Below are 22373 nucleotides of genomic sequence, written 5' to 3'. Positions count from 1 at the left end.
CCCATGAATTTAAAAGATCACTTGGTTCTGCCCCGGCCCATCCAAACATAAGAATCTGGGCTAAAAGTTCTTCATCACTCATACGGCTGACAAGAGTCTTTGCAAGAATCTCATCCGGATAGTTACTCCAGAAATCTACATCCTGAGGAAGAGAAGAAGGAGTCTGGGCAGAAAGGGTTCCCTGCGCAATAAAAAACAATGAACATACAGTAAGCAAAAATCTTTTCATAGGTGACAGCTATTGTAATTAAAAACGGCAACTTAAAAAAGAGTGCTCATGGTAAATGACAGGGTAAATTCACCTTTATCATCACCGTGGAGATGATATTCTCCCTGAAGACCTACCTTTAAGGAGGCCTGACTGTTTGCAAGGGCACCGGTATTTAATCCAGGCTGAATAAAAATAGAAGCATATATTCCGTCTTCGTAATACATGTCACTTATCATGTCAAAGTCATCCTTAAGGTACATGATTTCAAAATCCCTGTTTTGATTTTTAAACTGAGCATGATAGCCGCCTGTAAAAAGGAAGCGGTTAAAATAAAGAGGAACAGTTCCATAACCCCTCTGAATCTCATAACCAAAAATTACGCTTTCTGCATTCAGGTAAGCAAAAGTTTTTCTTGCAGAAAGAAGGGATGCGTAAAACCTTACAGGAAGATTGTAAGTAAAATTATTTACACAGGAAAAAGGCAGCAGTTTTGGAAGCACAAACTGAGCAAAAGGATAAAGGGAGTTATACCTCATACCTTCAATCCAGTCAGGGTCACTTCCGTCAAGTCTTGTAATTGCAACATTTTTAAGACCGGCTCCCAGAGCAAATCCTGCTGACTCATAAGTACCGCTTCCTGTTTTGTGAATTGTAGAAAAAGAAAGGCTTGCATCGTTTACAGTGTAAAGATAGTTATTTGAATCAACTGAATAATCTTCATCAGAAGCATCATCAAGCTTTGAATAAATCTCTCCCCTTCCTGCAAAAGTGCTGTTTGATTCAGTAAAGATTATGGATGAAGAAGAAGCAAGCCTGAGGCCGCTGCTAAAGGTAAATATATTGGACAGCTGGGTAAATCCCTTTGCATCAAAAAGAAGACTGGAAGCGTTGCTGTATTCATAAAGGGAAGTAGTACTGCTGCCGGAAAAAGAAAGTTTAAGGCCGCCGCAAAGTTTAAATACATCAAAGCCGGCGCCAAAAGCAAAGGAATCTGAATCCCAGGGATTGTTTTTATTAAAGGTAAGGCCCAGCAAAAGGGAAGATGTCTCTACCCCGTCATCATTCATTTTTTTACCTGCATCAGTAAAGGTCATTGCCTGAACATTTGACAGGATATAAAAACTTCCCCTGCTCCAGTAAAGTTTTTTATAAGGAAGGGCTCCCTCTATTGAGGCAGAAAGGCTTTCTTCTGCAATATCAGTAAAATCTTTAAGGGCGGCCTTTGATTGATCAAGTACAAGGGAATCCTTAATCATAAGGGCACTGTTGTCATAAAAATATGAGGCGTAAATAATAGAAGATTTTTCTTCATTAAAATTCCATACAAGAGGCTGGTAAACTCCACCGGAAACATCTGTCTTTTCAAAGTAAAAACGGCAGCTGTCCTTATCAAAAAGGGCAAAGCCTGCTCTTGGGAAAGTATCTTTTTTAGCATAAGAAAAAGACAGGGTATTTGAATAAGGATCCGGATTAAGGCTGCGGATTCTTACATCCTGTGGAAGGGCTACTGTTTTAAAAACCGGCTGATTCTGAGTAAAATCACTGCAGAGGACAAGGCTCCAGGAAAGACCTTTTTTATGAATAAAAGCCAGGCTTGAATCATAAAGCTGTACAGGAGAAAAAATCTGCTGACCCCTTACAAGATTTGTTTTGCTTACAATTTTAAGTTCACCATTTTTTGTATCAAGGGAATAAATACAAAGAGCTTCTTCCTGACCGGAATTCTTTACGGCTGCAAGATAATAAGCTCCATCCTTTTTAAGGACACAGGCTTCCTTAAGCTGAGTCTCCCTGACAGAAATCCAGTCTTTCTTTGCAAGGTCATATATCTTAATCCTGCTCTTTGGATTTACATGATTTATGCTTATATATGAAAGCAAAAGAAAGCGGCCGTCTATACTTGCCCTGAGGGAATTAATATTACTGCAGCTGAATAATTTTTCTGGAGAAGTAAAGCCATTTTCTTTTTTAAAGCAGATATATACTCCTGTTCCAGAATCATCAGCATAAATAAAACCGCCATCAAAAGCTGTCATGGAAGAATAAAGGGAACCCCTCTTATTTTTTAAGGAAGCTTTATCCGTTAGAGTAAAAAAGTCCCTTACATTGTCTTCTTCAAGAGGATCTGCTTTTACATCAGGCACCTGAACTGAATCCATAAAATTCTTCCAGGCTTCGTTTAAAGAAAGAGGATAGGCCTTTTTAAAACACCATTTAAAAGTTAAAGACTTTCCGTTAACAGCCTTATACCAGAAGTCATTAAAAGCCTCCCTGCCGTAAGTTGCGATAAGATATTCAACAAAAGGACCACCAAAAGAATAGGCGCTGGAACCTGCAGGATATTTAGAACGGGCACCGGTAACATCACCATAGCCCGGGAATTTTCCGCTAAGCTTTGCCTGACGGACTGTATGAAGATAAAAACCATCATTAAGGCGGCCTTCTCCATTTAAGCTTTCGTATTCAACTGCAGCTCCCTCTTTAATAAGGGATGGCATTATAAGAATAGACCCAATGTTTATATTATCACTAAAAATATCAGCTATTGAACGCCAGTAATCATTGCGCATATTAATTGATACGGCATGGGTAAGTTCATGGGTAAAAGTTCCTGTAAGGGGATTTGAAAAAACTGCCATGTTGTCTTCTGACATTGTGTCATATAAAACTATGTGGTTAAAATTGCTGGTAGTAAAATATGCATTAAAAATATCAGTACCATTAGTAATTACCAGGGGAATCCTGAACTGAGGCTGACCTTCCTGTCCTTTATCGTTGGCAGGCACATTGTAATCCTTACAAAGCTTTTCGTAGATTGAATCACAGCACAAAGAAAGCTCCAGGGCTGACTGACTGCATTCTTCTGCATAAATAATATCAAACCATTTTGTACTTACAGTCTTTATACCTTCTGCATCTGCCATAAGTCCGCCGTAAGCGTAAACCTTTGAAAAATTCATGTTTATGGAAAAAATAAAAATAAATGCAGTAAAAGAAAGCAACTTTTTAATCATATTCACAATCCTGTACATAACTTTTATTATTAAAAGGCTATGTATACTATATATACGATTTAAAATATTCAAGGAATAATATCATTATTGTGTATAAAAGTGCAGAAATTAGCATTATTTGCGAAAAATTAAAAGATTTTCCACTATTTGTATTGCTAAAAGAGCGCTTTTGTGTAAAATTTGGCCACTATGTTTAGTGAAAACCAGATTATTTCAGAAAAAATCCGCGGAAGTGCAGCATTAGGCCTTTTTCTTGCCGTAATATCTGCTGCAATCCTTATTTTTCTCCCGGATGAAGAATCAAAAAAAACTGCAGCTGAAGAAAGCATTGCAGTAACAGAAAATGAAGATGATTTTCTTTTTGACATTACAGATGAAGACCTTGCAGACTTTGTACTTGATACATCAAAAAAAGATGACCAGGGATTAAAGTTTTACCGTCAGGCAGAAAGCAAGGCAGCTGTTGAATGGTTCTATGCCCGCATTACAGGAAGCACAGAAATTGCCCATGCAGTTCTTGAAGAAGCTGATGCCAATGACATTCCTTTATCACTGGCATTTGCCCTGGCTCATACAGAAAGTTCCTTTAATGTAAACGCCTATCACAAGAACACCAACGGTTCAATTGACAGGGGACTTTTTCAGCTGAACAACTTAAGCTTTCCTAAGCTTACTGAAACTGATTTTTATGACCCGGCCGTATCTGCAAAATACGGACTTTCTCACCTTAAGTTCTGTATTTCTACAGCCGGAAACGAAATTGCAGGTCTTGCAATGTACAATGCAGGTACCGTTAAAGTACGCCGCAACGGAACACCACAGATTACCCTTAACTACATCTCCCAGATTGAACATTACAGGGCAGTTCTTGACGACAGCTTTGAATCAGAAGTAATTGCCTTCTTCTCCGACGAAGTACTTAAAAAACTTGCTGCAAGATAATCACACCAGAGGGTGTTTCTTAGAGTAAAGCTGAATGTAGCAGGCAAAAGCCAGGGGTATTGCTGCGGCTGCCCAGGCTATTGGACCTGCTGCACAGATTCCCGCATAACCGATTACGGAAGGCAGGGTATAAGCTGCAACCGTACGGGCTACAAGTTCAAAAACACCACCCATTAAAGGCCAGAAGCCCCTGTTAACACCCTGAAGGGTATTCCTGTAAATAAAGAGCATAAACAAAACCGGAAAATTCAATCCGCAGATTTTAAGATAAGTAGCAGAAGACTTAAGGATTTCGGCCCATTTTTCTGAAGTCATGCCGGCTTCATTCCTGTCTATAAAGATAGAAGTCATCTGATCGCTTAACAAAAGGGCAAGAACAGCTGCAAGAACTGCAAAAGAAACACTAATAATAGTAGATTTTGTAACCCCTTCCCTGATACGGTCAAGGCGGCCTGCACCAAGATTCTGTCCGGCATAGGTTGTCATGGTTGTTCCGATTACACCTGCTGCAACAGTAACCAGCTGTTCAACTTTCTGAGCTGCAGTATAGGCAGAAATCTTTACTTCACCAAAGAGATTAAGGGCTCCCTGAAGAACTACAACTCCGATTGCTGTAATTGAAAACTGAAATCCCATGCTTAAACCGATAGTAAGGTGACGCATCATAAACTGACGGCCTCCGTTAAAATCAGAAAGCTTAACATGAAGGGAAGGAAATTTTACGATTATCCATACAAGGCTTAAAATACCTGACACACCCTGGGAAATAACAGTAGCAAGGGCTGCACCCCCTACTCCCATTCCGCAGTATTTAATGAATACAATATCCAGGACAATATTCAAAAAAGACGAGACAATAAGAAAATACAAAGGAGTCTTAGAATCTCCTACAGCCCTGAGGACACAGGCACAGCCGTTGTAAAGAACAAGAGCCGGAATTCCTGCATAAATAATAAAGATATAATTGAAGGAATCAGTAAAGAAAGATCCTTCCGGAGTGTGGATTGCCCTGAGGATAGGCTTTGTAAATGCACAGGCCAGTATGGTAATAATAACTGCACTGGCAGCATTAAGAAGAATATTCTGAGCAACAGACTTCTTTAATCCTGCATCATCCTTTGCACCAAAACGCTGGGCAGTAATAACGGCAAAACCGCTTGTCATTCCAAACAGAAAGCCCAGTACAAGAAAGTTCATAGGGCCAGTATTTCCAACAGCACCAAGGGCAGCGGAACCTAAGAGACGGCCAACAATAACGGTATCGCACATACTGTAAAGCTGCTGAAAAATCTGACCGATTAACATTGGCAGAGAATAAAAAATAATCAGTTTAAAAGGATTACCTTCAGTCATGTCATATGTTTTCATATCCGTTGAATATTAATGAGACAACTAAAAAAGTCAATCCGGGGGGGGGTACCCTTTTAAAATATACAATTCCCTTTAAAGATGTTATAATAGTAGTATTATGAAAAAAATTACTGGTGTTACTGTTACTCTTGCATCCCTTTATACAAAAGACTGTCCGGGTGCCGGAGATTTTCTTGCCCTTAAAGACTTTGCAGACTTCTGTGAAAAAGCAGGTCTGTCCCTTATACAGCTTCTTCCTGTAAATGACACGGGAACTCATTCTTCACCCTATTCAGGACTTTCTGCATACGCCCTTCACCCTGTTTACATCCGCATAAATGCCCTGCCTGAATTTGAAGAAGCCTTTGAACATGATAAAACTTTTGCTGCTGCCTATAAAAAATTTCAGAAGCAGTTTAAATATGAATCCCGCTTTAACTACGACAAACTTCTTGAAAGCAAAACTACCCTGCTTCACCTTCTCTACAATTATATAGATAAAAAAATACAGGGAAAGGTAAAGGGTGTTAAGGGAGGTTCTTCTTTTGGAGAACAGTTCTTCCTTCTTACAGAACGCTTTGCCCGTAAAAACAAGTGGCTTCAGACTTATGCAGTTTTTAAAAACCTTAAGGATGATGCAATGCAGGCTTCATGGAAATCCTGGCCTGAAGAACTTGCCCACATGGACGAAAAGCACATTAAGCTCAGGTGGAACAACAAGGCCCTTAAAGTAAGCCACAACTTTTTTGTATGGTGTCAGCTCAGGGCTCACGAACAGTTTAAGGAAGCTGCAGACTATGTAAAATCAAAGAATATTCTTTTAAAGGGTGACATTCCTATTTTGATGAATGAAGATTCTGCTGACTGCTGGGCTCATCCTGAATACTTTAACCAGGAATTAAGGGCCGGCTCTCCTCCTGATGGTGAAAATCCAATGGGACAGAACTGGGGATTCCCTACTTACAACTGGAATAAAATTGCAGAAGATGATTTTTCATGGTGGAAGCAGAGGGTTTCCCTGGCTTCTCAGTATTACTCTGCCTTTAGAATTGATCACATTCTGGGCTTTTTTAGAATCTGGGCTGTATCACAAAAAGAAAGCACAGCTTACCTGGGACATACAATTCCATACGCAAACATTTCTCAAAGTGAACTTGAAGAAGCAGGCTTTACGGAAGACCGCCTTAAGTGGTTAAGCCAGCCTCATATTCCTACAAAAGCTATTGAAGACATTACCGGCAATCACGAAGAAGCCCTTTCTGTTTTTGAAAAGACCTGTGACCGGGTTAAGACGGAAGAGCTGTGGAATTTTAAAAAAGAAATTACCGGTGACAATTCAATTTTTGAAATGAGATTCTTTGAAGACAATGACAAGGACTGGTACTGCAAACAGAAGCTTGCTGAATACTGGCGCAACCGCTGTCTTATAGAAGAAGATACTTGTGATCAGGATACAGGTGTCACAGATGAAGCAGAAGCTTCGGAAGAAATTAATTCAGATATAAAGAAAGAAAAGTTTTATATACCTGTTTACTCTTACGGCAATTCTACTGCATGGCAGAGTCTTAGCGGAGAAGAAAAAACAAAGCTTGAAAAAATATTTGCTACCCTTAAGGAAGAAGAAAATACCTTATGGAAAAAGCAGGCCCTGTCAGTTCTTACACCGATAACTTCTGAAACAGAAATGATTGCCTGTGCAGAAGACCTGGGTGTAAATCTTAAATGCATGAATGAAGTTCTTAAGGAGCTGAATATTCTTTCACTTAAGGTAATCAGATGGAACAGGGAGTGGCAGAAAGATGGCCAGCCTTATATTCCTTTTAATGATTATCCGGAACTTAGCGTTGCTACTACAAGCGTTCATGATTCTTCTACTTTAAGACAGTGGTGGAACGATGAAAAGCAGTCAGTAGAAAGCTTTATTAAAATGGCAGGAGCAAAGGAAGACATAAATGCAGCTGACAAATTTACTGCTAAAGAAGCTGAATATGTTCTTTCTAAATGTGCAGAATGTAAGAGTGACCTCTTTGTAAATCCTTTACAGGACTACCTCTTCCTTGATGATGAACTTTATCTTGAAGATGAAAATGCAGAAAGAATTAATGTGCCTGGTTCTGTAAATGAATTTAACTGGACCTACAGACTGCCTGTTTCTATAGAAAAACTTAGTGAAAATAAAAAACTTCTGGAAAGTATTAAAAACATATGTAATATACACAGCAAGTAAAAAACGGAGGAGATATGAATATTTCTTACAACGAGTTCCACATAAGCCGCAAAATCCGTGACTTATGTAACTTTAACAAATCCATGTTCGCATCCAGCGGAAATGTGATTCTTGCCAATTTTAAAGCCGTACAGGAATTTCAGATTCTCCTTAATCAGCTTTTTGAAAGCCGGGGACAAAATGAAAAAAAAGTAAGTGCAGGTTCCTTAAATGCCATGGGGCTTATAGATGAAGTTTTTCATTTAATCTGTATGCTCTTTAGAAAAAACAAAGCCCCATTAAGTTTTACAAATCTTCTTTCTGATCTGGATACTTACTTTAAGAAAGAAAAGGTTGACCAGCTTCTTCTTGAGTTTATGGAAGAGTTTCCTCCTGTAGCTGTTTACAATGAAGAACTTTCTGCAGAAGAATATCTTGCACAGACCTGTATTGATCCTGGAACAGAAAAGACCCGCACTAATCGTGAACAGGTTCTTGAAGAAATGATTCTTCTTCACCTTGCAAATGAAAACCCTGCCTTTCATCCTTTTGCAGTTTTATTTGATGATGAAAAATTAAAGGCAAATCCCCTTTACATAAAAAGCTGGAACCAGATAAAGGCTTTCTTTAAAACCCAGCCTGTATTTGGACCAAAAAACAATGACCTTATTACCATGCTTAAAGAACCGGTTATTGCCAGCCCTACTTCTTTAAAAGGACAGCTGGATTATATCCGCACTTACTGGAAAGACCTGCTTGCAGACTGGTTAAGACGTCTTCTTGAAGGTATGGATACTTTAAGCGAAGAAGAAAAAGCTGCATGGCACCCGACTAATGGTGGAGAAGTAAGTATGGATGCTTACTCCTACGAAAACCTTATGAAGGAATACGAGCGCTTTTCTCCTGACCGGGAATGGATGCCTAAGGTTGTACTTATGGCAAAAACTGTTCTTGTATGGCTTTACCAGCTTTCTAAAAAATACAATCGTGACATTAACCGCCTGGACCAGATTCCTGATGAAGAACTGGATGCTTTAAGGGACGAAGGTTTTACAGGACTCTGGCTGATAGGACTTTGGGAAAGAAGTTATGCTTCAAGAAGAATCAAGCAGATAAACGGAAATCCTGAAGCTGCTGCAAGTGCCTACTCCCTTCTTGATTATGAAATTGCAGGTAACCTTGGAGGCTGGGGTGCTCTTGAAAATTTAAGGGCCCGCTGCTGGGCAAGAGGAATCCGTCTGGCCAGTGACATGGTTCCTAACCATACAGGTATGGACGGTAAGTGGGTTATTGAACACCCTGATTATTTTATCTCTTCTAAGGATAATCCTTTTCCTCAGTACAATTATGACGGAGAAGATTTATGTCAGGACGGAAGGGTAAGCGTTTATCTTGAAAACCACTATTATTCAAAAACAGACTGTGCCGTTTGCTTTAAGCGTGTAGATAATTACACAGGTGATGTTACATACATTTATCATGGTAACGACGGAACCGGAATGCCATGGAATGACACTGCACAGATTGACTTTTTAAATCCTGAAGCAAGGGAAGCCGTAATGCAGCAGATTCTTAAAGTTGCAAGAAACTTCCCTATTATCAGGTTTGATGCGGCTATGGTTCTGGCAAAGAAACATATCCGCCGCCTCTGGTATCCTGAACCTGGACACGGAGGAGACATTGCAACAAGAAGCCGCTACTCCCTTACAAGTCAGCAGTTTGAAGATGCTATTCCAAATGAATTCTGGAGGGAAGTTGTAGACCGCTGTGCTCAGGAAATGCCTGACACCCTTTTACTGGCAGAAGCTTTCTGGATGATGGAAGGATACTTTACAAGAACTCTCGGCATGCACCGTGTTTACAACTCTGCCTTTATGAACATGCTTAAAAAAGAAGAAAACCAGAAGTACCGTGACACTGTAAAAAATACAATCAAGTTTGACCCTCAGGTTCTTAAGCGCTTTGTAAACTTTATGAACAACCCTGATGAAGAAACTGCAGTTGCCCAGTTTGGTAAAGGAGATAAATACTTTGGTGTATGCACCCTTATGATTACCATGCCGGGACTTCCTATGTTTGGACACGGACAGCTTGAAGGCTTTGAAGAAAAGTACGGAATGGAATATACCCGTGCCTACAAAGATGAACAGGTTGATGAAGGCTTGATGAACCGTCACCGCCATGACATCTTCCCTCTTATGCACAAGCGTTATCTTTTTGCCGGAGTAGAAAACTTCCTCTTCTATGATGTATGGAAGGACGGCAGTGTTAACGAAAATATCTTTGCTTATTCCAACGGAACTGCCAGCGAAAGAACTCTGGTCTTCTACAACAACAAGTACGAACATGCAGACGGCTGGATTAAACAGAGCTGTGAATATGCAGTAAAAACCGGCAGCGGTGAAAACGACAAAACCATGTATACAAAATCCGTTGGAGAAGGTTTAGGCCTTACTTACGGAGACAATCACTTTGTAATCTTTAAGGAACACAGAAGCGGTCTCTGGTATGTACGCCGTTCCAACGACATTCTTAACCAGGGAATGTTTGTTTCTCTTAATGGATTTGAATATCAGGTTTACCTTAACATGCAGCAGGTTGCTGATGGAGCAGATAAAAAATACGAAACCCTCTGCAATCTTCTTAACGGAAGGGGAGTAACAGACCTGGATGTTGCATGGCAGGAATACAAGTACAAGGATCTTTATGCAGCTCTTGAAAACTTTATGAATGAAGACTTCCTTAAAACCCTTGATCAGATTAAGGATGTTAAAAAGCCTGCATTTACAAAGATAGTAAAGGGACTTAAAGAAGAAGCCCTTGCCTACTACCAAGAAGAAGTAAAATTCCAGACAGAAGTTCTTGAAGCTGAAGAAGAAAATAAAGCATCAGAAAAAACAAAAACTTCTGGAAAGAATGCTGTTTCTAAAAAGACTGTTTCTAAAAAGACAGCTGCAAAAATTAAAGTTCCATCTGCTGCTCAAAGATGGACAGCCTTTACAAAAAACCTGGATTTGATTTTTGCTTCAAAAGAAATTAAATCTGCAAAAGATGGAGCTCTTTTAACTGGAACTGCTTCAGCTGTACTTTCCTGCGGAAGTAAAAACTGTCTTGCCTTTGGTCTGGACAGAAAGCTGGGAGAACTTATTGTAAAAGCAAAGATTAAGGACCAGTCTCCTAAGTATGAATACACAAGAATTTTCATAACAGCTGAATGTGCTAAGGCAAAGAAAGCTGCAGATATTGGAGAGCTTCTTACAGGTCAGGAATACGGAAGGCTTTTATCCGGAGCAAATGACTTTAACGGAATCAGATGGTTTAACAAAGAGCTTTTTGAATCTGCCCTCAGCTATTCTTATTTTGCAATGCTGCTGGCAAAGAATGCTTCTGCAAAGAAGATTCTTACAGAAATAGAAAAGGCATGTGCAAAAGCAGAATACCAGTGCCAGCTCTTAATGGAAGCACTTACAGGTAAAAAGAAGACCTCAGCTAAAAAAGCAAGCAGCACTTCTACGGTAAAGAAAGCTCCTGCTAAAAAAGCAAGCAGCACTTCTACAACAAAGAAGACCACGGCTAAGAAAACAGCAGGCACTTCTACGGTAAAGAAAGCTCCTGCTAAAAAAACAGCCAGCACTTCTACAGCAAAGAAAGCACCTGCTAAAAAAACAAGCAGCACTTCTACAGCAAAGAAAACCACGGCTAAGAAAACAGCAGCCACTTCTACAGCAAAGAAGACCACGGCTAAGAAAACGGCCGGGGGCAAAAAAAGTAAAAAATAATCAATAAACAAGAAGGCCGGTGGTTATGATAAATCCACCGGCCTTTATTTTATAAAAAAACTGAATTAAAAAATACGAAGAAGATTCAGGGAGTTTAATACAGAAATTAAAGACTCCCTGTCACCAGGTTTTATCGGAGGGCGGGGACAATCTACAGGAGAGAATGCTGCCTTTACATTTGCCGGAGCTTCCGGAACTTCACCAAGATTATGCTGAAGAAAATCCTTTTCCATAAAAGGATCATCCCTTGCAACAATTACAACGCTGCCGTCATCTTCACAGATTTCACTTCTCTTCATGGCAGCAGCATAAGCGGCAGAAGTATCACTGTCTGCATAAACATGATATTTCTTAAAGAGTTCCTTGCAGGCATTATCCTTATCTTCTTCACTAACCTCTGCAGGATATACAAAACTGTGAAGCATAAGGGCATTTGCCTTAAAAACATTTTCCAGACGTTCAACATTAGAAGGATCAGAAGGGTCTGCAGGTTTACGCTGTTCAAGAGGAATCATTCCATCCATTACAAGACAACGTCCTGTAGGATCACACTGAATCTCTTTAGAAGCAGGAACTATAAAACCATTTACAGGAAGAGACAGCTGCCAGCCGTAAAGCCCGGACACAAGATTTCCATAGTTACCGGCAGAGAGGGCATAATAAATGTCACCGCTGACCTGTTTCTTTAAGCGGGAAAAGGCATAAGTATAAAAGAAAGCCTGAGGTAAAAGACGACCGATATTTGCAGTATTGGCGACAGTAAGATTATATTTTTCTACAAGAGCCGGGTCTGCAAAAATACTTCTTACAAGATCGTGACAGTCTTCTTCTGTTCCATCAACTTCTACAGGAAAAATGTTTCCACCGTTCCAGGCAAAATCATCTTCACTTAATCCACGGAATTTTCCCTTAGGAGCAAGGAGTACTGACTTGAGAAGTTTTTTATCTTTAAGGGCACAGGACATGCAGGCACCAAGTTCACCTGTTGTAGCATCCAGAAGAATTGATTTTTCATCATTCAGTTTAAGGATTGTTTCCAGAGCAGATGTAAGGTAGGCAACTCCGTAATCCTTAAAGGTACCGGTGTCTCCGTGATAAAGTTCAAATATAAAAAGATTATCGTCCAGCTTTTTTAATACAGGATCTTTTCTAAAGGCCCTGGTTGTAATGGTTTCACAAATAATAGGACTGAATTCTTCATTTATCAAAGCTGATGTAAGGGAACCTGCAAGGCTGGCAAAACTTGTATTTTCGTCAGCATAGAGAATCCACCGGCGTAAATCATCTGCTGCATAGGGAACATAAAGTCCACCGTCAGCAGTAACAGGTTTAGTTACCGCTTCCTTAAAACCAACTATATTTTCTGCATTTCTCGTACTGACAAAACGCATGACAACTCCTGAAGTAAAAAAGTAAAAACCTATTTAATTATAACAGAGAAATTCCCCTTTAGAAAGTATAATACAAATATATTGAAAATGACTGCGGAGTTTACAAATAAGGGCAGTAAGTATATACTTAATACTAACTATCGTTAGTCAGGAGGAATGTAATGTCCGATACAAATACAAAAGATCAGATTATAAAAAGCATGCTTAACACTGCATTTTACAAATCAGCAGGAGAAACAAGCCTTGCCCACATTGCAGAGGGAGTTAACATTAAAAAAGCTTCCATCTACAATCACTTTAACAGCAGGGAACACCTTATTGAAGAAACCTGCAGATCATGCCGGGAATATATAGAACAGATAAGTTTTATTCCTGCAGACATTGATTCAGTTTCTAAAAAATATCCGGCAGAAACAGTTCTTAAGGGAATCGTTGACCGCTATTTTAAAATGCACGAAAAGCAGCCCCTGCTTCAGATTTACACATTCATTCAAAGTCAGAAATATTTTTCTGCAGAAGTAATGGATATTATTGAGACACAGAAAAACACCCTTATTGCCCAGACAGAAAAAGTTCTCCTTTCATTAATTCAAAATGAAAAAATCAATCTTGATTCAAATGACATTCATTCAACAGCAATGTGGTTCTGTTCTGCTGTAAACGATATGCTCAGCGATTATCTTCTTGAACGCAAAAAGGAAATACTTCCCTTCCCTGAAAAAAATGCAGACAAGATGGTAAATGCAAAAAGCGACGAAAGTGCAATAGAAAAAATCAACGCTTATATAGAAAAATTTGCTGAACTTTTAAAATAAGTATTCAGCGTAAAAATAATTATTAAGGACAATAAAATGTTTAAAGTTATCAGACCAGAAGCAATTTCTGACAACACATTCAAAATGATTGGAAAAGATTACATGCTCATCAGTGCCTGTACTGCAAGGGAAGATGAAGAAGGTAAAATCATCACCGGCCGTCCTAATACTATGACAGCAAGCTGGGGTGGATGCGGTGTTTTATGGAACAAACCTGTAGCTACAATTTATCTTCGTCCTCAGCGCTACACTAAAGAAATCATAGACCAGACAGATACCTTCTCCCTTAGTGTTCTTGGTGAAAAATATAAGACAGCCCTTGAGTACTGCGGAAGTCATTCAGGAAGAGACGGAGATAAATTTAAGGCAGCAAAGCTTGATGTTGAATACATGAACGGAACACCTTACATTAAACAGGCAAGACTGGTTCTTTTCTGCAGAAAGCTCTACGCCCAGGAACTTGATCCCTTTGCCTTTACTGATGAATTAATCTGCAAGCAGAACTACCGCAAAAATGATTTTCATACCATGTATATTGGAGAAATCATTAAAGTAATGGAAGACCAGAAAAAATAAAGTAATACTTTTATAAATTCAAATGCATGGAAGCAGAAAATCACTTCTGACCTCCATGCATTTTTTTTTGGAAAAAAGAATCAGATGATGTCTATGCTCTGAGGCTTGATGAATCCAAGTTCTTCAAGGGAACGCACAGTTCTGTATACAGTTGCACGACCAATTGAATCATCCTGTTTCTTTGCAAGATAAAAAATTTCTTTGCACGAACATCCGGGATTCTTTAATATCGTGCTAACAAGATTCACTCTCTGTCTGGTAACACGACAACCTTTTCTCTTAAACGCACTTACGATTTGTTCAAGTTTATCGTTCATATCCAAATCAACCCCTTTCCTGACAGCCATGAAAAAAAACTTTAGTTATTGGTATCTAACTGATATTACTTTAAGCTAACTAAAGTTAATTGTCAACAACAGCAGAAAAAGAATTGATTTTTTTTTACATTAAACCTATGCAAACCGTATATTGAAAGTTGGAATTAAAGGAGCCTCCAAAATATATGTTTCCTGGCGGCGTTTCAATTACAAAATACAAGGCTGCTCCACCGATTACGTCATTCATGGACTCTACACCTTCAAACCATTTATCTGAAGGTGAATAAGATGAATCATAAGGACTGTAATTATCTTTAATACCAGCCTTTGCCTGCATAATCATGTGAACCGGGATTCCTAAAGGAGAAAATATTTTCTGATTCAATGTAATTCCGGCAATAGCAAAATCCCTTTTGTAAGTAAACTGAGGATAGCCGCACATTCCGTAAAATCCGCCAAAGTCAGCATAACCGGAATTAAGCTTATAAGGGAAATGCACGTTGGCACCATTCAATTCAATTCCCAGGGAAGTTCTGTTTCTTATTAACTCAAAGCGGTGACTGTACATAACCTGGCTTGAAAAATAAGGGAAGCCGTCTCCATAACCACCTGACTTTACAAGAATATCTACCTTTGCTCCCTTAAAATCTATAAGTTCATCTTCAAAAGTATTAAAGACAGCATCAAAATAAAAATAAGGAATGTTAACGGAATCATCAAGGGAATGAAGATAATTGTAATCATAACGAATTCCGGTAGAAGCCGTGATATTGTCAATAAAACGGAATTGAAGTCCACCATGAAAATACAAACCTATATCGTCATCAGTTAAGCGGTCCTTAAAAATTATGTTGGAAGCAGGCTCAAGACTTCCGTAAGAAACTCCAGCCCCTGTATCAAAACGAATGCTTAAGTCATTCCACTTTGCAAGATAAGGCATAAGTGAAAAATCAAAGCCGCTGGTATTTCCAAAATACAGATGAGCAAGAAGTTCTACGTTTCCTATAAGATGGGCTCCAACAGTAAAATCCGGAACTACGTAAAATCTTATTCCCTGCCCTGAAGAATCTACATTTGTAAAACCTGCAGAAGGATTGCCGCCAAAAAAGAGTTTACTTAACTGAGGGCTGTAGTGATTTGCAGTAATTTCTATAATACAGTGTTCAGAATCTGAACCGGCCTTTGCTTCAAAAGACAGGGATGCAAGATGATACCTGGTTCTAAAATCTGCAAGAGTATCTGTAAGATTAAGGGCAGTTTTTTCATTCAGTTCTTTTCCCACAAATTTTTTAAAACGCTCTGGAGAAGGAAGAGGAACCTTTTCTTTAAAAGCAATATCCTTTATTACAAACTTTTCTATTTTCTTTGCCTTAATCAAATCATAATTACTGACACGGTCATAATCTTTTTTTACAAGACTTACACCCTGCTTCTCCAGTTCAAGAGCAATCTTATGAATTGCTTCCCTGTTATTTTTAACACAAAGTTCACCGGCTTCTATAATTCCCTGAGGGCGGGAAAAATCCATGGTAGAAAATTCACTTAAATCAGGAATAAGAAGAAGGTCTGCAAGTTTATGCTGGGCAACGGCATTAGTAGAAATAATCATGTTAAAAATCTGAATGCCAACGGAAACCAGGTCATCAATTTCTTCTGGATTTTTATAAACTGAACTTGCAACATCCATTGCGATTACAATGTCTGCACCATAATCAAGGGCAAGCTGAACAGGAAGATTATTCTGCAGGCCTCCATCCATAACGTAAGTTCCGTCACTCATTAAAGCAGGAACCCAGACACCAGGGAGGGACATACTTCCACGAACAGCCCTTACCAGGGAACCATTTTTATAAACCACCTGTTTACCTGTACTTACATCTACAGTAACAGCCCTAAAAGGAATGGAAAGTTTATCAAAATCTTCTATATCACCAACCTTAGACAGATAAGTTGACAGCAGGTTGAGAATATTCTGGTCTCCTAAAAATCCTGGAGCAGATCCCAGCTTAAGCTGTGTAGGAGAAAATGGAATTGAAAAATAATTATCGTTATGAGTAGAAAATGAATAAGCAGGAACACGGGGAAGAGGCTGAGGCCATTCAGTAATAATGGAAACAAGATCAAGCTCTGTCATAAACTGTCTTATTTCTTTTGGTGAATAACCGGCACAATAAAGGGAACCTAAAAGCGCACCCATGCTGGTACCTAAAACCATATCAACCTGAATACCTTCTTCTTCAAGGGCTTCAAGAAGAGGAATTTCTGCCAGACCTTTGGCACCACCACCACTTAATACAAGGGCAACCTTTGGCTTTTTTTTACCTGAATTTCTGCCGGCTGCCTGAGAAAAAAGCAGCTGAAAAGACAATAATGGAAGGAATAAAATAAAGAGTACTTTTTTTATGGAAATCATATTTTAAAGATTATAACTTTTGTCAAAATTTGTCATTATGTTTCATTTTATTTTAAGAGAAAAGGTTTAATAAGAAATTTTCTCAATAAAAACAATCCCCCACCCTTGATTTTTCTATATTATAGGTTAGTTATTGCTAATTACTTTTAACATGGAGCAACTTTATGATGATCAATCCCAGGCTTATAAAAGCCGTCCCTGAATCAAAAAAATACGTATTTATAACTGTAGTACTTAAATGGATCAGTCTTCTGGCAAATGCCCTGATTATTTTTTCTACAGCAGAAATAATCCGCAGCAAGGGTGAGAACATTACCCTGCCCTGTGTTTTAATCGGAGCCGGTGTATTTATTACAGCTCTTGCCTCTTACTTTATTTCACTTTCAAGCTGGAAATCTTCAAGCAAAGTAAAGCAGACCCTACGCTCAAGAATTTACAATAAACTTTTGCAGCTGGGAACTGACTATGCAGAAAATTCTTCTACAGCAAAAACAATTCAGCTGACTGCAGAAGGTGTTGAACAGATTGAAGTATGGTTTGGTCTCTACCTGCCTCAGTTTTTTTACAGCATGCTGGCTTCCGTAACTGTTTTTATTATTCTTTCTTTTTTGAATTTTAAAATGGCTTTGATTCTTTTTATCTGTGTGCCATTAATTCCAATGTCAATTATATGCGTTCAAAAAATTGCAAAGCGTCTCTTAAGCAAATACTGGGACCAGTATGCAAATCTTGCCGACAGTTTTTTAGAAAACCTTCAGGGGCTTACAACTCTTGAAATTTATCAGGCAGATGCTTTTAAAGAAGAAGAAATGAAAAAAGAAGCTGAGCACTTCCGCAAAGTAACAATGAAAGTTCTTTCAATGCAGCTTAATTCAATTATTATTATGGACATAGTTGCCTATGGTGGAGCAGGACTTGGAATTACAGCAGCCATATCTTCCTTTGCATCCGGCTCTCTTTCTGCTGCTGACTGTTTTATCTGTATTCTTTTAAGCGCAGATTTTTTTATTCCTTTAAGAAGGCTGGGAAGTTTTTTTCATACTGCAATGAACGGAACAACTGCCAGCAAAAAAATATTTGCCCTGCTGGATTTACCCTGCCCTGATAATAATAAAAGAACTCTGGACAAGATTACCTGTAACCCTGATACTGCTGCCCTCTCCCTTAAAAATGTAAGTCTTACTTACGGAGAAAGAAAGGTTCTTAAAAATGCAAATATTCATATAGCTGCTCATTCCTATACTGCCTTTGTAGGAAAATCAGGAAGCGGAAAATCTACAGCTGCAAAAATTCTCTGCGGAATAAATACAAACTATAGCGGGGAAGCATTTATTTATGGCAATGATATTTCTAAAATAAAGCTGGACTGTCTTTTTAAAAATGTTTCCTATATAAGTCACAGGGACTGGATATTTAAGGGAAGCATAAGGGATACCCTTCTTGAAGGAAAAAGCAACGCAACAGAAGAAGAAATGAATGATGCACTAAAAAAAGTAAACCTTCTTTCTTTTGTAAAGGAAAATGGAGGGCTTGATGCAGAAATTATGGAGAACGCATCTAACCTTTCCGGAGGACAAAAGCAAAGACTTTCTATTGCCCGTGCCCTTTTACATGACAGCAGCATTCTTATATTTGATGAATCCACAAGTAACATTGATGTAGAAAGTGAAAAAATAATTCTTGATTTACTCCATGAACTTAAAAAGACAAAAACAATAATCATGATAAGTCACAGAAAAGAAAACTGTCTTGGTGCAGACAGTATTTATTATTTTGAAAATGGAAAATGCAGCCAGAAAGGAGACCAGGAATGAAAACATTAATCAGATTATCTAAACTTATACTTCCACTTTTTCCTGTAATGCTCCTTGCAATTATTTTTGGAAGCGCAGGATACTTATGTGCAATTGCCATTCCTGCAGGAGGGGCAGCAGCTATTACTTATTCCTTTCCTGTAAAATTCCTTATTCTCATTGGAATAGCAAGAGGAGTCCTTCATTATCTGGAACAGTACTGCAATCACTATATAGCATTCAGCATTCTGGCAAGAATCAGAAACATTGTCTTTAATAAATTAAGAAAGCTGGGGCCTGCAAAATTAGATTCAAAAGATAAGGGCTCCCTGATTTCACTTCTTACAAGTGATGTTGAACTTCTTGAAGTTTTTTATGCTCATACAGTTTCTCCTGCAGCAATAGCCTTAGTTGTAACAGTAATAATGCTTGTATTCTTTTTTCACTTTCACTATCTTTTGGCAATTTCTGCCTTTGTCTCATATTTTGTAATCGGTATATTTGTTCCGGCACTGGTAAGTAAACCTGCTTTTAAAAGTGCATCTTTATTCAGAAAAAAGTTTGCTTCCATTAATTCCATTCTTCTGGATAACTTAAGGGGACTGGAGCAAAGCCTTCTTTACTCAAAAGGTCAGGACCGTCTTAAAGAAATTTCTGATACAAGTGCAGAACTGTCTCAGGCAAAAAAATCGCTTGCTATAAATGAAGGAATTAACTCTGCCATAACAGGACTTCTTGTAACTGCAGCTTCTATGGCCATGCTTTTTACATCATTGTATTTATACAAAAAAAATATTATTTCATTTAATGCAGTTATTCTTTGTACAACAGCACAATTTTCTTCCTTTGGTCCTGTCCTTGCCCTTGCTGCCCTGGGAACTTCCTTAAGCTCAACTATTGCTTCAGGAAAAAGAGTGCTCTCCCTTCTTGATGAAGATGCTGTTGCAGAAAACATCAGCGGTATGGAAGAAACTTCTTTTGATGGTGCAGAAGTAAAAGACCTTTCATTCAGTTATAAAAAGAAAGGAGAAAACATCCTCTCTGACATAAACATGACATTCCCTAAAAATAAAATTCTCGGCATTAAAGGAAAATCCGGTTCCGGAAAATCCACCCTTATTAAACTTCTTATGAGGTTCTGGAAAAATGATCAGGGAAAAATTTTAATCTCTCAAAAAGATATTAATTTAATTAATACAAAAGATTTAAGAGACATGGAAAGCTATGTAACTCAGGAAACAGTTTTATTCCACGACACAATAGAAAATAATATCCGCATTGCAAAACTGAATGCCACAAGGGAAGAGATTATTGAAGCATGTAAAAAAGCCTGCATCCATGATTTTATAATGGAACTTCCTCAAGGATATGAAACTATGGTAAGTGAACTTGGAGATAATTTTTCTGGTGGAGAAAGACAGAGACTGTCTCTGGCAAGGGCATTTTTACATGATGCAGATTTTATTCTTCTGGATGAACCTAGCAGCAATCTGGACAGCTACAACGAGCATATGATTATGGAAGCTGTTAAAAAAGAAGCTGATGGTAAAACAGTAATTATTGTTTCTCATAGAGACAGTACTTTTGAATATGCAGATACAATTTGGAATCTTACAAGCGGAAGACAAAGCTAAAAAATTAACAGGAGTTATATATGAAACTTATACAATTTATTAATTTAGGCGGACCAATTAACTGGGTACTTACAGTTCTTTTATGTTTCTGCTGCTGTCAGATTATTGAAAGACTTATGTATTTTGGACAGACTTTTCACAATACTAAAAAGTTTTACATGTCACGAATATTAAACCGCATTGAGCAGACAAAAAAGCTTCCCTTTACAGAAAAGAAAAAGGAACTTGAAAAAGAAGTCACAATGGTTTACTACGAAATGAACAGAGGCTTATGGCTTTTAAACTTTATCAGTGCTGTTGCTCCCTCCCTTGGATTACTGGGAACAGTTACCGGTCTTATCGGAGCCTTTCAGGGAATGGCAGATGCAGGAAGTCAGGTAAACATTCAGGACCTTTCCGGAGGTATCTGGGAAGCCATGCTTACAACAGCTTTTGGTATGGTAATTTCAATTCCTTCACTTTTTTTCTACAGAACATTTAAACGCATCATAGAAAAGCGCATGATGAAAATGGGACTTCTCGTAGAAGACGAACTTGCTGAATGCAGCTGCCAGGGAGAAGCTAAGAATGCCTGACTTTATAAAAAAAATAATGCATGAAGAAGAACTGGGAATAAATATTACAAGCATGATTGATGTAATTTTTATTCTCCTGATTTTCTTTATGGTTTCTACTCAGTTTAAAAAAGCCCATATAAACATGGAACTGCCTCAGGTAGAAGACACAATAACAGTTACAGAAAAAAACACCACGGCAACACTTGCTGTTAACGCAAGCCAGATTGAACTTGAGGGAAAAATAATTACTCTGGATCAACTGCAGGGTGAACTTGAACTTATGCTTGAGGCAAATCCAGAACTTGCCATAACTTTTAGTGCAGATAAAAACATAAGCTATGAAAGATTCCTTGAAGTTTATGTAAAAATAGAAAATGCCGGAATTACAAGGATTGCAATAGAACATGAATCGCTGGATAAATAGCTGTATTATTACTGCAGTTATTTTTACAGCTGCAGCTTTTATTTCTGATATTAAGGCAGACAAAGACAAGAGACTCATTATTACAGACGACTCAGAGCGGACTGTCACCGTTACAATTATAAAGAAAGCTCCCCCTAAAAAAATAGAAAAGACAGAGGAAAAGCCTGAAGTAAAAAAAGAAAAAACTGAAAATACAATTGCAAGGGAAGAAGTTAAACCTGAAGAAACTTATGTTGAAGTGCCGGAAGATTATGTAGAACCGGAAGATATTCCGGATGATGCAGAAAGAGCAGAAGAATATGACGAAGATGCAATTTACGATCCTAATGCTCAGGAAGAAAGCGTAATGTCTACAGCACAAAAACAACAGGCAGCTGATTACAAGACTTATGTCTTAAAAAGGATAAGCGCAAAAAAATCCTATCCTGTAGCCTGCCGCAGCAAAGGAGAAACCGGTAGTGTAAAACTTCATGTTATTGTAAGCCCTGACGGCAGCCTTAAGCTTTATGAAATTATTACGGCCTGCCAGTATGAAAAATTAAATGAAGCTGCCCTTAAGGCTGTAAAAAAAGCAGCCCCTTTCAAGCAAATGAAAGAGGGGCTTAAAGAACTTGACTTGATTTTTACAATGGAGTTTTCACTTACCAGCTAAGATTTGATTTATGAAATATATTTTTTTGCAGAGCTTTCTGATTTAAAATGCTTTTTTTTATTTAAAACTGAATCTGTAAGCCCCTTCTCTTTTATAAAACTCTTTGCATCTAAAAGGAAGGCAAGGCAGAATAAAAGCCCTGTCATTTACATTCATTTTACAGTAAATTCCAGTTTCCATTTTTTCTAATTACCTCACTAAAAAAAATTATTTCTTATTTTTTATTTCAAATGTTACAACGACATTTTTATTTGAAGCTAAGATTCCTGGTGCAACAACAAATCCAGAAGAACTATAAA

The 22373-nt window shown here is 38.2% G+C and carries 15 protein-coding genes and 1 pseudogene; 10 read left to right on the top strand and 6 right to left on the bottom strand.

Annotated features, from left to right (window positions below; all coding sequences use genetic code 11):
• Together K6D58_RS06645 and K6D58_RS06640 are read right to left on the bottom strand one after the other, a co-directional pair.
• Nucleotides 1–229: pseudogene (locus K6D58_RS06645) on the bottom strand (glycoside hydrolase family 3 protein); the annotation flags it as partial.
• 32 nt (nt 230–261) lie between these two features.
• Complete coding sequence (locus K6D58_RS06640) at nt 262–3225, bottom strand: hypothetical protein (RefSeq protein WP_296828846.1); 2964 nt, start codon at nt 3223–3225, stop codon at nt 262–264.
• A gap of 189 nt (nt 3226–3414) precedes the next feature.
• Between K6D58_RS06640 and K6D58_RS06635 the strand changes: the two genes are divergently transcribed.
• Complete coding sequence (locus K6D58_RS06635; protein ID WP_296828843.1) at nt 3415–4167, top strand: transglycosylase SLT domain-containing protein; 753 nt, start codon at nt 3415–3417, stop codon at nt 4165–4167.
• Here K6D58_RS06635 and K6D58_RS06630 read toward each other — a convergent pair whose 3' ends face one another.
• A complete protein-coding gene (locus tag K6D58_RS06630) occupies nt 4168–5535 on the bottom strand; it encodes an MATE family efflux transporter (protein ID WP_296828841.1) in 1368 nt (455 codons plus the stop codon).
• 100 nt (nt 5536–5635) lie between these two features.
• Between K6D58_RS06630 and K6D58_RS06625 the strand changes: the two genes are divergently transcribed.
• Complete coding sequence (locus tag K6D58_RS06625) at nt 5636–7744, top strand: 4-alpha-glucanotransferase (protein WP_296828839.1); 2109 nt, start codon at nt 5636–5638, stop codon at nt 7742–7744.
• A gap of 14 nt (nt 7745–7758) precedes the next feature.
• Entirely contained in the window at nt 7759–11502 is a 3744-nt protein-coding gene (locus K6D58_RS06620) for an alpha-amylase family glycosyl hydrolase (protein ID WP_296828837.1), read from the top strand.
• A gap of 65 nt (nt 11503–11567) precedes the next feature.
• On the opposite strand, the gene K6D58_RS06615 is transcribed toward K6D58_RS06620, so the two are convergent.
• On the bottom strand, nt 11568–12893 hold the full coding sequence (locus tag K6D58_RS06615) for a pyridoxal-phosphate dependent enzyme (protein ID WP_296828835.1): 1326 nt from the start codon (nt 12891–12893) through the stop codon (nt 11568–11570).
• A gap of 161 nt (nt 12894–13054) precedes the next feature.
• Here K6D58_RS06615 and K6D58_RS06610 point away from each other — a divergent pair, with 161 nt between their 5' ends.
• Nucleotides 13055–13708, top strand: a complete 654-nt coding sequence (locus tag K6D58_RS06610) for a TetR/AcrR family transcriptional regulator (RefSeq protein WP_296828832.1) — start codon at nt 13055–13057, stop codon at nt 13706–13708.
• 36 nt (nt 13709–13744) lie between these two features.
• A complete protein-coding gene (locus tag K6D58_RS06605) occupies nt 13745–14284 on the top strand; it encodes a flavin reductase family protein (RefSeq protein ID WP_296828831.1) in 540 nt (179 codons plus the stop codon).
• Between the two features lie 80 nt (nt 14285–14364).
• On the opposite strand, the gene K6D58_RS06600 is transcribed toward K6D58_RS06605, so the two are convergent.
• Both K6D58_RS06600 and K6D58_RS06595 read right to left on the bottom strand, forming a co-directional pair.
• A complete protein-coding gene (locus tag K6D58_RS06600; RefSeq protein WP_296828828.1) occupies nt 14365–14601 on the bottom strand; it encodes a transcriptional repressor in 237 nt (78 codons plus the stop codon).
• A 124-nt stretch (nt 14602–14725) separates the two neighbouring features.
• Nucleotides 14726–17014, bottom strand: coding sequence for a patatin-like phospholipase family protein (locus K6D58_RS06595; protein WP_296828827.1), 2289 nt, complete (start codon nt 17012–17014; stop codon nt 14726–14728).
• Between the two features lie 164 nt (nt 17015–17178).
• Between K6D58_RS06595 and K6D58_RS06590 the strand changes: the two genes are divergently transcribed.
• The 5 genes from K6D58_RS06590 to K6D58_RS06570 are packed head-to-tail and all read left to right on the top strand — an operon-like array spanning nt 17179 to nt 22074.
• Nucleotides 17179–18828 carry an ABC transporter ATP-binding protein/permease gene (locus K6D58_RS06590; RefSeq protein WP_296828825.1) on the top strand — a complete coding sequence of 550 codons (1650 nt, stop codon included), beginning with the start codon at nt 17179–17181 and terminating at the stop codon, nt 18826–18828.
• A complete protein-coding gene (locus tag K6D58_RS06585) occupies nt 18825–20441 on the top strand; it encodes an amino acid ABC transporter ATP-binding/permease protein (protein ID WP_296828823.1) in 1617 nt (538 codons plus the stop codon). Before K6D58_RS06590 ends, K6D58_RS06585 begins: the two co-directional genes overlap by 4 nt.
• 20 nt (nt 20442–20461) lie before the next feature.
• Nucleotides 20462–21016: a MotA/TolQ/ExbB proton channel family protein gene (locus K6D58_RS06580; RefSeq protein WP_296828821.1), complete on the top strand. Its 555-nt coding sequence runs from the start codon at nt 20462–20464 to the stop codon at nt 21014–21016.
• Nucleotides 21009–21422, top strand: a complete 414-nt coding sequence (locus K6D58_RS06575) for an ExbD/TolR family protein (RefSeq protein WP_296828819.1) — start codon at nt 21009–21011, stop codon at nt 21420–21422. Before K6D58_RS06580 ends, K6D58_RS06575 begins: the two co-directional genes overlap by 8 nt.
• Nucleotides 21403–22074 (top strand): TonB family protein, encoded by a 672-nt coding sequence (locus tag K6D58_RS06570; protein ID WP_296828817.1) that lies wholly within the window; start codon nt 21403–21405, stop codon nt 22072–22074. The genes K6D58_RS06575 and K6D58_RS06570 overlap by 20 nt, the downstream gene beginning before the upstream one ends.
• Nucleotides 22075–22373: the final 299 nt, after the last annotated feature.

The organism is Treponema sp. (assembly GCF_024696245.1).
GTDB lineage: Bacteria > Spirochaetota > Spirochaetia > Treponematales > Treponemataceae > Treponema_D.
Note: the sequence above shows the minus strand (reverse complement) of the source record. Positions and strands in the feature narration are given on the sequence as shown.